This is a genomic window from Salinisphaera sp. PC39 (assembly GCF_040361335.1).
Taxonomy (GTDB): Bacteria; Pseudomonadota; Gammaproteobacteria; order Nevskiales; family Salinisphaeraceae; genus APNM01.
Map to the genome: position 1 here is coordinate 94,380 of NZ_APNM01000003.1, position 13,996 is coordinate 108,375.

General features: G+C 67.9%; 11 protein-coding genes and 4 tRNA genes. 13 read left to right on the forward strand and 2 right to left on the reverse strand.

All coding sequences use genetic code 11. The annotated features are described in order from the left end of the window. The first annotated feature begins 77 nt into the window (after nucleotides 1-77). From thiL to PC39_RS04285, 3 genes are read left to right on the forward strand one after another with little or no spacing between them, the layout of a single operon-like run. A complete protein-coding gene (thiL, locus tag PC39_RS04275) occupies nucleotides 78-1,028 on the forward strand; it encodes a thiamine-phosphate kinase (protein ID WP_353252133.1) in 951 nt (316 codons plus the stop codon). Between the two features lie 3 nt (nucleotides 1,029-1,031). Next, a complete protein-coding gene (locus tag PC39_RS04280; RefSeq protein WP_353252134.1) occupies nucleotides 1,032-1,799 on the forward strand; it encodes a sulfite exporter TauE/SafE family protein in 768 nt (255 codons plus the stop codon). A gap of 46 nt (nucleotides 1,800-1,845) precedes the next feature. Next, the gene (locus tag PC39_RS04285) at nucleotides 1,846-2,685 is read left to right on the forward strand and encodes a hypothetical protein (RefSeq protein WP_353252135.1); all 840 of its coding nucleotides are present in this window, start codon (nucleotides 1,846-1,848) and stop codon (nucleotides 2,683-2,685) included. Here the strand turns inward: PC39_RS04285 and PC39_RS04290 are convergent. Continuing rightward, entirely contained in the window at nucleotides 2,682-3,545 is an 864-nt protein-coding gene (locus tag PC39_RS04290; protein ID WP_353252136.1) for an ankyrin repeat domain-containing protein, read from the reverse strand. The genes PC39_RS04285 and PC39_RS04290 overlap by 4 nt on opposite strands. A gap of 94 nt (nucleotides 3,546-3,639) precedes the next feature. Here PC39_RS04290 and cysS point away from each other — a divergent pair, with 94 nt between their 5' ends. Then, the gene (cysS, locus tag PC39_RS04295) at nucleotides 3,640-5,028 is read left to right on the forward strand and encodes a cysteine--tRNA ligase (protein ID WP_353252137.1); all 1,389 of its coding nucleotides are present in this window, start codon (nucleotides 3,640-3,642) and stop codon (nucleotides 5,026-5,028) included. 98 nt (nucleotides 5,029-5,126) lie between these two features. Here cysS and folD read toward each other — a convergent pair whose 3' ends face one another. After that, nucleotides 5,127-5,993: a bifunctional methylenetetrahydrofolate dehydrogenase/methenyltetrahydrofolate cyclohydrolase FolD gene (gene folD, locus PC39_RS04300; RefSeq protein WP_353252138.1), complete on the reverse strand. Its 867-nt coding sequence runs from the start codon at nucleotides 5,991-5,993 to the stop codon at nucleotides 5,127-5,129. Between the two features lie 553 nt (nucleotides 5,994-6,546). Here folD and PC39_RS04305 point away from each other — a divergent pair. The 9 genes from PC39_RS04305 to hbs all read left to right on the forward strand — a co-directional run bounded on the left by PC39_RS04305 (nucleotide 6,547) and on the right by hbs (nucleotide 13,951). Beyond that, a tRNA-Pro gene (locus PC39_RS04305) sits at nucleotides 6,547-6,623 on the forward strand. Between the two features lie 12 nt (nucleotides 6,624-6,635). After that, nucleotides 6,636-6,711 (forward strand) — tRNA-Arg (locus PC39_RS04310). A gap of 425 nt (nucleotides 6,712-7,136) precedes the next feature. Next, nucleotides 7,137-7,212, forward strand: a tRNA-His gene (locus PC39_RS04315). 52 nt (nucleotides 7,213-7,264) lie between these two features. Continuing rightward, nucleotides 7,265-7,340 (forward strand) — tRNA-Lys (locus PC39_RS04320). 155 nt (nucleotides 7,341-7,495) lie between these two features. After that, the gene (gene tig / locus PC39_RS04325) at nucleotides 7,496-8,818 is read left to right on the forward strand and encodes a trigger factor (protein ID WP_353252139.1); all 1,323 of its coding nucleotides are present in this window, start codon (nucleotides 7,496-7,498) and stop codon (nucleotides 8,816-8,818) included. Nucleotides 8,819-8,859: 41 nt separating this feature from the next. After that, entirely contained in the window at nucleotides 8,860-9,504 is a 645-nt protein-coding gene (gene clpP / locus PC39_RS04330; protein ID WP_353252140.1) for an ATP-dependent Clp endopeptidase proteolytic subunit ClpP, read from the forward strand. A 90-nt stretch (nucleotides 9,505-9,594) separates the two neighbouring features. Beyond that, on the forward strand, nucleotides 9,595-10,881 hold the full coding sequence (gene clpX / locus PC39_RS04335; protein WP_353252141.1) for an ATP-dependent Clp protease ATP-binding subunit ClpX: 1,287 nt from the start codon (nucleotides 9,595-9,597) through the stop codon (nucleotides 10,879-10,881). A 143-nt stretch (nucleotides 10,882-11,024) separates the two neighbouring features. Continuing rightward, nucleotides 11,025-13,430, forward strand: a complete 2,406-nt coding sequence (gene lon, locus PC39_RS04340; RefSeq protein WP_502950844.1) for an endopeptidase La — start codon at nucleotides 11,025-11,027, stop codon at nucleotides 13,428-13,430. Nucleotides 13,431-13,678: 248 nt separating this feature from the next. Then, on the forward strand, nucleotides 13,679-13,951 hold the full coding sequence (gene hbs, locus PC39_RS04345; RefSeq protein ID WP_353252143.1) for a non-specific DNA-binding protein Hbs: 273 nt from the start codon (nucleotides 13,679-13,681) through the stop codon (nucleotides 13,949-13,951). The last annotated feature ends 45 nt before the right edge of the window (nucleotides 13,952-13,996 follow it).

The following is a 13,996-nucleotide window of genomic DNA, read 5'->3' on the forward strand; positions in this document are numbered from 1 at the left end:
GGGGTTACGCTCTTTACCAATCACCAATCACCAATCACCAATCACCAATCACCAATCACCAATCACCAATCACGGCCATGTCGGAGTTCGACGCCATCCGGAGCCTGATCGCCGACCTGCCGACGGCGCGAGCCGATGTAACGGTGGGGCCGGGTGACGATGGTGCGGTCCTGCGAACGCCGCCCGGCACCGAACTGGTCGTGGTCACCGATACCCTGGTGGCGGGCCGACATTTCCCCGAGGACACGCGCGCCGCCGACGTGGGTTGGAAAGCGCTGGCGGTCAACCTCAGCGATCTCGCGGCCATGGGCGCCGATGCCGGCTGGGCGGTGGTGGCGCTGACCGTGCCCGAACGCGATCCGGCCTGGCTGGATGGTTTCGCCGCCGGGCTCGGCGAGCTTCTGCGCGAGAGCGGTACCGCCCTGGTCGGCGGGGACCTGACCCGCGGCCCGCTCGCGGTCACCGTCACCGCCCTCGGCACCGTGCCCGCGGGCACGGCCCTGCGGCGCGACGGCGCCCGCCCCGGCGATCTGGTCTGCGTTACCGGCACCCTCGGCGATGCCGCCCTCGGGCTGGCGCGCTGGTCCGGCGGCGAGCCGCCCGCCGATCGGCGCGAGGCGCACCTGCATACCCGACTCGCCCGGCCGCGGCCGCGGCCCGGCGCGCGCCTGCGGGGTCTCGCCCATGCCGCCGTGGATGTCTCCGACGGCCTCGCGGCGGATCTCGGTCACCTGCTGGCGGCCAGCGGGGTCGGCGCCCGGATCGAGGTCGATCGCCTGCCGCGCTCGGCCGCCTTCGCGGCCCTGTGCCCGGCCGGTCGCCGCGCCGGCCTGCAACTCGCGGGGGGCGATGACTACGAGCTTTGCGTCACCCTGCCGCCGGAGGCCGTGGGGCCGGCGACCGCCGCGCTCGGCTGCGGCCTCACCCGCATCGGCCATATCGAGTCCGAGCCCGGTCTGCGCCTGGTGGATGCGACAGGCGCGCCGGTCGCGCCGCCCGGTGACGGCGGCTACGACCACTTCGGCTAGGGTGTGATCGAGCCGGCCGTTCTCCTGCTGCACCTGGGTCTGTTCGCGATCGCGTTCGCGGCCAATACCTTTTCCGCGCTGGCCGGCGGCGGGGCGGGGCTGGTGCAGTTCCCGGCGCTGATCTTCCTGGGATTGCCGTTCCCGGTGGCGCTGGCGACCCACAAGATCGCGTCCGTGGCCCTGGGCGCGGGTGCGACCCTGAGGCACTGGCGGGAGCGTCACCTGGAATGGCGTTTCGCCGCGCTCCTGCTGGCCTGCGGCCTGCCCGGGGTGCTCGCGGGATCGATCCTGGCCGTCAGCGTGCCGCCGCGTGCCGGCGAGGTGGCGCTGGGGCTGCTGACCATGGGACTGGGCCTCTACTCGGTGTTGCGGCCGGGGCTCGGCCAGACCGAGACGCCGCGCCACCGTGACCGCGCCGGCCTGGTCGCCGGCGGTGCCGGGTTGTTCGCGATCGGCTTGGCCAACGGGGCGCTGGCGTCCGGCACCGGGCTGTTCGCCACGTTGCTGCTGGTGCGCTGGTTCGGTCTCGATTACCGGCGCGCGGTCGCCTATACGCTGGTTCTGGTGGGCCTGTTCTGGAACGGCACCGGGGCCCTGGCGCTGGCGTGGCTGAGCGACGTGCGCTGGGGTTGGCTTCCGGCCCTGCTGCTGGGGAGCGTGACCGGCGGCTATCTCGGGGCGCACCTGGCCATCGCCCGCGGCAACCGCCTGATCAAACGTTGCTACGAGGCGGTGACGATCGCGATCGGGATCAGTCTCCTGGCGCCCTGACGGCGATCGCCGTAAGCTGGAGGCGTCCACCCGGACGGTATCTGCCATGGGTGACCGGAGCCGTCACAGTATCGGCGGGGTGCGGCGGTTCGCCGTGATCGACGACATACCGGCCGCTTTCTACCCCAGCTACGATATCGCGCTACTCGCCGGCGAGCAGGTGCGTCTGCAATCGCTGCTCGCCGAGGTCGATCGCGGCGACCGGCCCGATTTCCGGGCCCAGTGCCGGCACGCCCGGGTGTGGTTCGGGGCGCGGGTACAGCGCTGGCTGGAATCCGGGATGCCCGTGCCGGCCGGCATGCCCGCGGAGCCGGATCTGGAAGCGATCGAGCCGCGCATCCTGCGGCGCAATGGCGTGGCGTTGGCGCGCTACGTCGCCGCCGGCGTCGACGGGGGTGACGACGAGCCGTTTTACGACGCCCTGATCGCGCGTTATCTGCGGGCGGTGCACGGTCGGCCCGTGGCCCGTCCGGGCGTGCGCGCAACGCTGGAGCCGCTGCACGAATCCCTGGCCCTGCGTCGCCTGTGGGCGGGCGTGCCGTCGCCGCGCGTGAGCGTGTACGAGAACGCGGATCCGGGATGGCGCGGACTGGATCGTGCCGGCGCGGTGGCCATTCTGCGGCGCTATGCGCGCCTGTATCGCGGACCGGGGCCGGTGCCGCCGTCACCCTTCGAGGCCGAGGCCGCCCGCGCCAAGTGGCGGCGCTTCTGTCGCCGGGCGATCCTGCTGCCGGGGCTGGAGCCGGACCGGCTGTTCGATATCGCCGCGATACTCTGGCGGGACGCCGCGATCGGTTACGACCTGGAAGTCGGGCAGGACGGACCGCGACTACGCCACCGGTTGCTCCATCTGGCCCAATGGCACCTGGCGCGGGCGCCGTCCTAGCGTCCGCTGTCCGAAGGCGCTCGTTCGGACCCGTCCGGCGCGCGGTCCGTTTCGGCACCGTGCGCGACCAGCAGTTCGGCGACCGCCGCCCGGTCCTGCTTGCGCGCGAGCGCCAGGGCGGAGACGCCGTCGACATTCACGTCCGGGTCGGCGCCGTGCTCGAGCAGGATCCGCACGGTGTCCGGGTTGTCGCCGGTGACCGCCTGATAGAGCGGCGTCAGGCCCTTGTCGCTGCGGTGGTCGATGTCGGCGCCGGCTTCGAGCAGATAGGCCACCATCGGGGTGTGTCCGGCGCGAGCGGCCATGTGCAGCGGCGTATGCCCCTTGTCGTCCGCCAGGTCCACGCTCGCGCCGTTGGCTATCAGGGTGTGCGCCACCTCGGTGTTGCCGTGCCAATCCTGCCAGGCGGCCTGCCACAAGGGTGTCTGGTTCCACTGGTTGCGGGCGTCGACGCGGGCGCCGGCCGCCAGCAGCCGCCGGACCACGGCGGCATGGTTGCCCTCGGCGGCGAGATGCAGCGGCGTGAAACCGCTCTGGGTGTCGTAGACGTCGACCTCGGCGTCATGGTCCAGGAGGGTGCGCACGGCGGCAAGGCGGCCGCGCTTCGCCGCCTCGGCGAGCGGTGTGCGGCCGGCGGCGTTGCGGCCGTCCACGTCGGCCCCTTCTTCCAGAAGCCTCTCGATGGCCCGGGTGTCGCCGCGCGCCGCGGCATAGTGCAGACAGCTCCAGCGCCGGTGTTCGGCGTCGCCGAGGTGCAGGGTGCGCTGCGTCAGGCAGGTCGCATCCACCTGGGGTGACGCGAGCACGGCCCCGAGCACCGCCGCGGCCAGCAGGGCGAGGATCAGCAGGGCGCGCATCATGGGAACGGGGGAGCCGTGGGCATCCCCTTACTTTAGCGGCCGACGCCGCCAAGATACACTGTGCCGCCTTTACGGCGGTCGGACAGAGCAGCGGATGGTGCGGATATACAACAGCCTCGGCGGGGAGAAGCAGCCCCTGGAACCCCTGGAGCCCGGGCGGGTACGGCTGTACGTCTGCGGCATCACCGTCTACGACTATTGCCATCTCGGCCATGCCAGGATGCTGGTGGTCTTCGACATGGTCGTGCGCTATCTGCGCGCCCTCGGCTACGAGGTGACCTACGTCCGCAACATCACCGACATCGACGACAAGATCATCAAGCGCGCCACCGAGACGGGCGAATCGCCGGAGGCGGTGGCGGAACGCTTCACCGTTGCGATGCACGAGGACATGGCGGCGCTGGGACTGGTGGCGCCCGACGAGGAGCCGCGCGCCACCGCCCACGTCGAGCAGATACGGGGCATGATCGCGCGCCTGCTGGACAAGGGGTACGCCTATGTCGGGGACAACGGCGACGTCTACTACGACGTCAGCCGTTTCGAGGGCTACGGTCGACTCTCCGGCAAGCGTCTGGGCGAGTTGCGCTCCGGCGCGCGCATCGCCGTCGACGAGGCCAAGACGGACCCCCTCGATTTCGTGCTCTGGAAGCCGGCCAAGCCGGGCGAGCCGAGCTGGGAGGCGCCCTGGGGCGCCGGCCGACCCGGCTGGCATATCGAGTGCTCGGCCATGTCCACGCATTGCCTGGGCGAGAGCTTCGATATCCACGGCGGCGGGCTCGATCTCAAGTTCCCCCACCACGAGAACGAGATCGCGCAGAGCGAGGCCGCCACGGGCAAACCCTTCGTGCGCATCTGGATGCACAACGGCTTCGTCACCGTCGACGAGGAGAAGATGGCGAAGTCGCTCGGCAATTTCTTCACCATCCGGGATCTGCTGAGGGAGTATCGCGGCGAGGAAATCCGCTACTTCGTGCTGGGCAGCCATTACCGCAGTCCGCTGGCCTACAGCGACGAGCAGATGGCCTCGGCCCGGGCCGGCCTGACGCGCCTCTACACCGCCCTGCGCGGCATCGAGCCGGGCGCGCCCGCGGAGGATGCGCCCCAGGCGGCTCGCTTCGCCGAAGCGATGGCGGACGACTTCAACACCCCCGAGGCACTGGCGGTGCTGTTCGACCTGGCGCGCGAGATCAACCGGCTGCGCGACAGTGAGCCGGAACGGGCCGCGGCCCTCGCCGGCCTGATGCGGCGGCTGGGCGGCCGGATCGGGCTGCTACAGGAAGATCCCGCCGCCTACCTGCAGGGCGGCGACGATACCGGCCCGGACGCGGAGGACATCGAGGCCCGTATCGAAGCCCGGCGGGCGGCACGGCAACAGCGCGACTTCGCCGAGGCCGACCGCATCCGCGACGAACTGGCGGCCGAGGGCGTGCAACTCGAGGACGGGCCCGAGGGGACCACCTGGCGGCGGGTTGAAAGCCGTTAAGGATTAATAAGGACTAACCACAGAGCCACAGAGGACACAGAGGGATAAAGAGAAGAAGCAAAAACCGTTCTTTCTCTGTGCTCTCTGTGACTCTGTGGTTAACCTTCCTGATCGGCGTCGTGGCGCTCGGCGGCGAGCAGGGTGTTCTCCATGAGCATGGCCACGGTCATGGGGCCGACGCCGCCCGGTACGGGCGTGATCCAGGCGGCGCGCTCGGCCGCGGCCTCGAATTCGATATCGCCGACCAGCTTGCCGTCGGGCGAGCGGTTCATGCCGACATCGATCACGGTGGCCCCGGGGCGCACCCATTCGCCCGGCACCAGGCCCGGTTTGCCGACCGCCACTACCAGAATCTCGGCCTGGCGCACCTCGGATTCCAGATCGCGGGTGAAGCGGTGGCAGACGGTCACGGTCGCGCCCTTTAGCAACAGCTCCAGGGCCATCGGCCGGCCCACGATGTTGGAGGCGCCGACCACCACCGCCTTGCGGCCGTAGAAGGGTTCCTCGATCTCCTCCAGCAGGCGCACGATGCCCAGCGGCGTGCAGGCGCGCATCAGCGGCATGCGCTGGGCCAGCAGGCCGACGTTATAGGGATGGAATCCGTCCACGTCCTTGTCCGGCCGGATGCGCTCGATCACCGTGCCGCTGCCGATGTGGGCGGGCAGAGGCAACTGGACCAGGATCCCGTCGATCTCGGGATCCTCGTTGAAGTCGTCGATCAGGGCCAGCAACTCGTCCTGCTGAAGGTCGGCGCCGGCATAGACGGGCTTGGAGACGATGCCGACATCCTCGCAGGCCTCGACCTTCTTGCGCACGTAGACCCGGGAGGCGTTGTCGTCGCCGACCAGGACCACGGCCAGACCGGGTGCGCGCAGGCCGTCGCTCCGGCGTTGAGCGATCCGCTCCTTGAGGCGGGTGCGTCGGGCGGCCGCGATGGCCTTGCCGTCGATGATCCGGGCGGTCATCCGTCCACAGTCGCTGGAAAGAGCGCGGATTCTCGCACGGGGTCAGCGCGGGGCACAATAAGCTTCGACCGTGGCCCGCCCACGTGTATAATGCGCGCCGTTTTCCCCGCGGGTACAATGCGCACCGGCGGGGCATAGCGCAGCCTGGTAGCGCGTCTGCTTTGGGGTGAGTCCCGACCGTCCGTCCGGTGGACGGACGCAGCGGGGCGAACGCCGAAGGGCGCAGGCCCGAGGCCGGGTTTCTTGGCGAGGCATTGCCGAGCCTAGAAACAGACTGCTCGCAAAGCGGACGCGACGGTGGCGGCGGCCCCGGACGGGCGCTAAGGTTGGACCCTTGGAACGGGGCATAGCGCAGCCTGGTAGCGCGTCTGCTTTGGGGTGAGTCCCCGACCGTCCGTCCGGTGGACGGACGCAGCGGGGCGAACGCCGACGGGCGCAGGCCCGAGGCCGGGTTTCTTGGCGAGGTTTTGCCGAGCCTAGAAACAGACTGCTCGCAAAGCGGACGCGACGGTGGCGGCGGCCCCGGACGGGCGCTAAGGTTGGACCCTTGGAACGGGGCATAGCGCAGCCTGGTAGCGCGTCTGCTTTGGGAGCAGAAGGTCGCAGGTTCAAATCCTGCTGCCCCGACCATCTCGAGCAGATGCGCCCGTAGCTCAGGGGATAGAGCATCGGCCTTCTAAGCCGACGGTCGCTGGTTCGAATCCAGCCGGGCGCGCCAATCGTCGATTTCGACGACAGATGGTCATAAGGCCGTGAAGCTGGATTCGGTCGATTCGAACCAGCGACAATGAAAGAGATGGTTCGACGGATTCGCGCAGCGAATACGAACAACGCCGCGCAGCGGCGTTGACCCGAAGGGCGAGGGGCCGCAGGCCCCGAGTAATCCAGCCGGGCGCGCCAATCGTCGATTTCGACGACAGATGGTCATAAGGCCGTGAAGCTGGATTCGGTCGATGCGAACCAGCGACAATGAAAGAGATGGTTCGACGGATTCGCGCAGCGAATACGAACAACGCCGCGCAGCGGCGTTGGCCCGGAGGGCGAGGGGCCGCAGGCCCCGAGTAATCCAGCCGGGCGCGCCAAAATTTGTTTCAGGTTTCGTGTTGAGCAAGTGAGGCACGAAACACGAAACGGTTTTCAATGGTGGACGTAGCTCAGTTGGTAGAGCCCCGGATTGTGATTCCGGTCGTCGTGGGTTCGAGTCCCATCGTCCACCCCATTTCCACCGCTGGCGCGGTATGGCGCTTGTGGTATTATTCCGCGTCTTCGGCGGGCCGTTAGCTCAATTGGTAGAGCAGTAGACTCTTAATCTATTGGTTCGGGGTTCGAGTCCCTGACGGCCCACCATTTTCCCCACCGGTCGAGAAGGTCGGCCCTCGCGGCCGGTGCCGAGTAATCGGTGCCGAGTATCCGTATAATCCCCGTCCCGTAATAGATCCGCAGCCGGAACGACGGAGTCCGGTATTGAATCCATGACGCAAGACCCCAACACCAGTAACACTATGCAAGTATCGGTTGAGAACGCCGGCGGCCTCACCCGCCGCATGACGGTCCAGGTCCCGCCGGAGCGGGTGGAGAAGGCCGTGGAGGAGAAGGTCCGCCGCGCGGGCCGCCACGCCAAGATTCCCGGCTTCCGTCCCGGCAAGGCGCCCTACAAGGTGCTGTACCAGCGCTACGCGGACAGCGCCCGCGCCGAGGTGGCGAGCGAGCTGGTGCAGGCGACCTATCCCGAGGCGATCGAGCAGGAGGGGCTGAAGCCCGCCGGCCGGCCGCAGCTCGAGCTGGGCGACCAGTCGCCGGAGAGTGGCCTGGCCTATACCGCGAGCTTCGACGTCTATCCCGAGATCGAGCTCCAGGGCCTGGACAAGCTCAAGGTCGAGAAACCGGTCGCCGAGGTCACCGATGCCGACATCGACAAGACCATCGAGCGTCTGCGCGAGCAGAACAAGGAATTCGCCGAGGTCGAACGCGAATCCGCCGACGGCGACCAGGCGGTGATCGATTTCGTCGGCCGCCTCGACGGCGAGCCCTTCGAGGGCGGCAGCGGCGAGGACGTCGAGGTCACCCTGGGCGAAGGCCGCTTCCTGCCCGACCTGGAGCGGGCGCTGGTCGGCCGCAAGCCGGGCGAGACCTTCCAGGTCGACGTGAGTTTCCCCGAGGACTACGGCGCCGAGCAATTGGCCGGCAAGACCGCGGACTTCGAGGTCACGGTCAAGAGCGTGTCCGAGCCGCGGCTGCCGGAGCTCGATGCCGCCTTCTTCCAGAAGATGGGCGTCGAGGAGGGTGGCGAGACCGCGTTGCGCGAGAAGGTCGCGGAGTCCCTGCGCCGCGAGGTCGCCAACGCCGTGGACCAGAAGGTGAAGACCCAGGTCATGGACGGCGTGCTCGAGGCCAACCCGATCGACGTGCCGGAGGGCCTGGTGGCGCAGGAGATCGAGCGCATGCGCGGCGAGGCGCTGTCGCGGCTGCCCCAGCAGATGCGCCAGGATCCCGAGCAGGCCAAGCAGTTGCTGCCCGATGAGGCATTGCGCGAGGGCGCCGAGCGGCGCGTCGCGCTCGGCCTGCTGATCGCGGAGGTGATCTCGGACCAGGGCATCGAGCTGGATCGCGACCGGGTCGAGGCCAAGCTCGACGAGCTCGCCGCCGGCTACGAGCAGACCGAGGCGGTCAAGAGCTACTATCGCAACAACCCGCAGATGATGCAGGGTGTCGAGGCGATGGTCATGGAGGATCAGGTCATCGAGCGGTTGCTCGAGGGCGCCAAGGTCAAGGAGAAGAAGACCGACGTCGACGACCTGCTGGGCGGCGAGCAGGAATCCGCCTGAGCCGGCGAAACGTACTGGCAGTCACGCAGACAGGAGCGAGCATGAGCGCATACGATCGCGACCCGCGTCCGAGCAACATCGGCCTGGTGCCGATGGTGGTGGAGCAGACCGCGCGCGGCGAGCGTGCCTTCGACATCTATTCCCGCCTGCTCAAGGAGCGGGTGGTGTTCGTCGTGGGCGGCATCGACGACCACATGGCCAACCTGATCGTGGCGCAGTTGCTGTTCCTGGAGTCCGACAACCCGGACAAGGACATCCAGCTCTACATCAACTCGCCGGGCGGGGTGATCACGGCCGGGATGTCGATCTACGACACCATCCAGTTCATCAAGCCGGACGTGACCACGCTGTGCGTGGGTCAGGCCGCGAGCATGGGTGCCGTGCTGCTGGCCGCGGGCGCGCCGGGCAAGCGCTATTGCCTGCCGCATTCGCGGGTGATGATGCACCAGCCGCTGGGCGGCTTTCAGGGTCAGGCGTCGGACATCGAGATCCACGCCCGCGAGATCCTGCACGCCCGCGAGCGTCTCAACGAGATCCTGGCGCACCACACCGGCCAGTCGATCGAGAAGGTCTCGCAGGACACCGACCGCGACTATTTCATGAGCGCGGAGGAAGCCCGCGAGTACGGGGTCGTCGACCGGGTGCTCACCACCCGTTCCGCGATGGCCTCGGAGGCCGGTGGCTGACCGCGGCGTGCGGCGTCCGGCGGGCTACCATGTCACGCCGGTGTTGTACTATCGTGGTAACCGGATCGTTTCAGGAGTCGAGGTCCCCCAATGAATGACGAGGCCCGCGGCAACGGCAACCAGGGGCGGACGCTGTACTGCTCCTTCTGCGGCAAGAGCGAGCACGAGGTGCGCAAGCTCATCGCCGGGCCGTCGGTGTTCATCTGCGACGAATGCGTCGAGCTGTGCAACGACATCATGCGCGAGGAGCTTGCGAGCAAGCCCGCGCACAAGGGCCTGCCCAGCCCCCAGGAAATCCGGCGCGTCCTGGACGACTACGTGATCGGCCAGGATCCCGCCAAGAAGGTCCTGTCGGTGGCCGTGTACAACCATTACAAGCGGTTGAACGCGGGCTCCAGCGAGGACGGGGTGGAACTGCAGAAGTCCAATATCCTGCTGATCGGCCCCACCGGCTGTGGCAAGACCCTGCTGGCGGAGACGCTGGCGCGGCTGCTGGACGTGCCGTTCGCGATCGCCGACGCCACCACCCTCACCGAGGCGGGCTACGTCGGCGAGGACGTCGAGAACATCATCCAGAAGCTGCTCCAGAAGTGCGACTACGAGGTCGAGAAGGCGCAGCGCGGCATCGTCTACATCGACGAGATCGACAAGATCTCGCGCAAGTCCGAGAATCCGTCGATCACGCGCGATGTCTCCGGCGAGGGCGTTCAGCAGGCGCTGCTCAAGCTGATCGAGGGCACCACCGCCTCGGTGCCGCCCCAGGGCGGCCGCAAGCACCCGCAGCAGGAGTTCCTGCAGGTCGACACCGGCGGCATCCTGTTCATCTGCGGCGGCGCCTTCGCCGGGCTGGACAAGGTCATCGCCAATCGCGCGGGTCGCTCCGGCATCGGGTTTTCCGCCGATGTGAAGAGCACGGACGATCAGCGCAGCCTGGGCGAGGTCCTGGCCGGGGTCGAGCCGGAGGATCTGATCAAGTACGGCCTCATTCCCGAGTTCGTCGGCCGTCTGCCCGTCGTGGCGACGCTCGAGGAGCTGGACGAGGCGGCCCTGGTCTCGATCCTGCGCGAGCCCAAGAACGCCCTCACCAAGCAGTACGAGAAGCTGTTCGAGATGGAGGGCTGCGAGCTGGAGATCCGCGAGGACGCCCTGAAGGCGATCGCGCACAAGGCCATGGCCCGCAAGACCGGGGCCCGCGGTCTGCGCACCATCCTGGAAAGCATCCTGCTCGACGTGATGTACGACCTGCCCTCGATGGAGAACGTGGCCAAGGTCGTGGTCGACGATGCGGTCGTGAAGGGCGAGGCCCAGCCCTACATCGTCTACGAGAACGCCGGCGCCAACCGTGCCGCCGGCGACGCGCCGCGTCCCGGAGCCTGATCGGCTCCGGGACCGGCCGCCGCTCTCCCCGGGGCGTCTCGGCTTGAAACACGGGCGGACCGGCCACATCTAGTGGTCAGGAAACATCCACGCTCGCCGATAACCACACCATGTCATCGGCGTCCGTCTCGAGGTCGAACCCCATGGGCGAAATGTCCTATAGAGCCCCCGTCCTGCCCCTGCGCGACGTCGTCGTGTTCCCGCACATGGCGATCCCGCTGTTCGTGGGCAGGGAGAAGTCCATCAACGCCCTGGAAGCCGCGATGGGCGACGACAAGCGCATCCTGCTGGTTGCCCAGAAGGCGGCGGACGTCGACGATCCCGGCGAGGACGATATCTACCGCATCGGCACCCTCGCCAGCATCCTGCAGCTCCTGAAGCTGCCCGACGGCACCGTCAAGGTGCTGGTCGAGGGCGGCGAGCGCGCCCGCGTCGAGTCCCTCCACGAGACCGAGGACGCCGGCCTGGCGGCCGACTGCGTGCCCTTCGAGCCGGACGGCACCGGCGAGGACGAGTCGCACCTGGATGCGCTCATGCGCTCGACACTGTCGGTGTTCGAGCAGTACGTGAAGCTCAACAAGAAGGTGCCGGCGGAACTGTTGCCGTCGCTGTCGAGCATGGACGATGCCGGACGCCTGGCCGACACCGTCGCCGCGCATCTGAACCTGAAGCTGGACGAGAAGCAGGAGGTCCTGGAACTCACCAGCGTGCGCGAGCGCCTGGAGCACGTGCTGTCCAAGGTCGAGTCCGAGATCGAGGTGCTGCAGATCGAGAAGCGCATCCGCGGCCGCGTCAAGCAGCAGATGGAGAAGTCGCAGCGCGAGTACTATCTCAACGAACAGATGAAGGCCATCCAGAAGGAACTGGGTGAGCTCGACGATGCCCCCAACGATCTCGAGGAGCTCGAGAACAAGATCGAGAAGGCGGGCATGCCCAAGGAGGTCAAGAAGAAGGCGCAGACCGAGTTCAACAAGCTCAAGATGATGTCGCCGATGTCCGCCGAGGCGACGGTGGTGCGCAACTACCTCGACTGGCTGGTGGACGTGCCCTGGAAGAAGCGCACCAAGAGCCGGCTGGAACTGGATCGGGCGCAGACCATCCTGGACGAGGACCATTACGGTCTGGAGCGGGTCAAGGAGCGCATCGTCGAGAATCTCGCGGTGCAATCCCGGGTCCGGAAGATCAAGGGTCCGATCCTGTGCCTGGTGGGGCCGCCCGGCGTCGGCAAGACGTCGCTGGGGCGCTCGATCGCGCGCGCCACCAACCGCGAGTTCGTGCGCATGAGCCTGGGCGGCGTGCGCGACGAGGCCGAGATCCGCGGTCACCGGCGCACCTACATCGGCTCCATGCCCGGCAAGATCATCCAGAACATGGCCAAGGTGGGCGTGCGCAACCCGCTGTTCCTGCTCGACGAAGTCGACAAGATGGCGATGGACTTCCGGGGCGATCCGGCCTCGGCATTGCTGGAGGTGCTCGATCCGGAGCAGAACAACAGCTTCCAGGACCATTACCTGGAGGTCGACTTCGACCTGTCGCAGGTGATGTTCGTGTGCACGGCCAACACCCTCAACATCCCGCCGGCGCTGCTGGATCGGATGGAGGTGATCCGGCTGTCCGGCTACACCGAGGACGAGAAGGTCCACATCGCGACCCGGTACCTGATCCCCAAGAAGATGAAGGAATCGGGCCTGAAGCCGGAGGAGCTGTCGATCTCCGAGAACGCCCTGCGCGAGACCATCCGGCGCTACACGCGCGAGGCCGGCGTGCGCAACCTGGAGCGCGACATCAGCAAGATCAGCCGCAAGGTGGTCAAGGAGCTGATCTCGGCCAAGGGCCGCGACCGCAGCAGCGTGCGCGTGACCGCGCGCAACCTGGACAAGTACCTGGGCGTGCCCAAGTACCGTTACGGGCGCGCCGAGGAGGTCGACCGCGTGGGCCAGGTCACCGGCCTGGCCTGGACCGAGGTCGGTGGCGAGCTGCTGACCATCGAGTCGGCCGTGGTGCCCGGCAAGGGCAAGCCGTTGAACACCGGCAGCCTCGGGGATGTCATGCAGGAGTCGATCCAGGCGGCGCTGACCGTGGTGCGCAGCCGCGCGGCGAAGCTCGGGATCAGCCCGGATTTCATGCAGAAATACGACCTGCACGTGCACGTGCCCGAGGGCGCGACACCCAAGGACGGCCCCTCAGCCGGCATCGGCATGTGCACCGCGCTGGTGTCCGCGCTCACCGAAATCCCGGTGCGCGCCGACGTCGCCATGACCGGCGAGATCACCCTGCGCGGGGATGTCCTGCCCATCGGCGGCCTCAAGGAAAAGCTGCTGGCGGCCCATCGCGGCGGCATCCAGGTGGTGGTGATCCCCGAGGAAAACATCAAGGATCTCGCGGAGATACCGGCGAATATCAAGAGCAAGCTCGACATCCGGGCGGTCAAGCGCATCGACGAGGTGCTGGAGATCGCGTTGTCGCGCATGCCGGAGCCGGTACCCGAGGCCGACCTGGCGGCCGAGGCGAAAGCCAAGGCCGAGGGCGGGGAGATTCGCGCGCACTGAACGGCCCCGCGGGTCCGCCGGACCCGCGGTAACCCCGCGAAACCGCATGAATACGTTGGTTGACGGGTTGTTGAGGCGCTTGGTATAAAACCGGCTCGTTCGCCATCGCAGCGATTTGCAATCCGGCGGCGAGCGCACGAATCGCGACAGGGCTATCCCGCACAAAAAGGTTGCGGCCGACAAGCAATCCGGACGTGACGGGAGCGCGCCTGGTCATCACGACACAATCCAGAGGGGATGATTCCATCATGAACAAATCCGATCTGATCGACGCCGTAGCCGCGAAGGCGGACCTCTCCAAGGCCGATGCCACCCGTGCCGTGGACGGCATGGTGGACGCCGTCACCGACGCGCTGAAGCGCGGTGACAAGGTCTCCCTGGTGGGCTTCGGCGTGTTCTCGGTGCGCAAGCGCGCCGCGCGTCAGGGCCGCAATCCCAAGACCGGCCAGTCGATCACGATCCCGGCTGGCAAGACGCCGGGCTTCAAGGCTGGAAAGGCACTCAAGGATGCCGTAAACTAGCGCGCCTTCACCGGGTGCTGACCGGGTAGGCCGCGGCCGGGCCGG

What these genes read in the sequence shown, in the direction of transcription:
- thiL (WP_353252133.1), top strand. Translation starts at nt 78, where the DNA reads ATGTCGGAGTTCGACGCCATCCGGAGCCTGATCGCCGACCTGCCGACG.
- PC39_RS04285 (WP_353252135.1), top strand. Translation starts at nt 1,846, where the DNA reads ATGGGTGACCGGAGCCGTCACAGTATCGGCGGGGTGCGGCGGTTCGCC.
- PC39_RS04290 (WP_353252136.1), bottom strand. Translation starts at nt 3,545, where the DNA reads ATGATGCGCGCCCTGCTGATCCTCGCCCTGCTGGCCGCGGCGGTGCTC.
- cysS (WP_353252137.1), top strand. Translation starts at nt 3,640, where the DNA reads ATGGTGCGGATATACAACAGCCTCGGCGGGGAGAAGCAGCCCCTGGAA.
- folD (WP_353252138.1), bottom strand. Translation starts at nt 5,993, where the DNA reads ATGACCGCCCGGATCATCGACGGCAAGGCCATCGCGGCCGCCCGACGC.
- tig (WP_353252139.1), top strand. Translation starts at nt 7,496, where the DNA reads ATGCAAGTATCGGTTGAGAACGCCGGCGGCCTCACCCGCCGCATGACG.
- clpP (WP_353252140.1), top strand. Translation starts at nt 8,860, where the DNA reads ATGAGCGCATACGATCGCGACCCGCGTCCGAGCAACATCGGCCTGGTG.
- clpX (WP_353252141.1), top strand. Translation starts at nt 9,595, where the DNA reads ATGAATGACGAGGCCCGCGGCAACGGCAACCAGGGGCGGACGCTGTAC.
- lon (WP_502950844.1), top strand. Translation starts at nt 11,025, where the DNA reads ATGGGCGAAATGTCCTATAGAGCCCCCGTCCTGCCCCTGCGCGACGTC.
- hbs (WP_353252143.1), top strand. Translation starts at nt 13,679, where the DNA reads ATGAACAAATCCGATCTGATCGACGCCGTAGCCGCGAAGGCGGACCTC.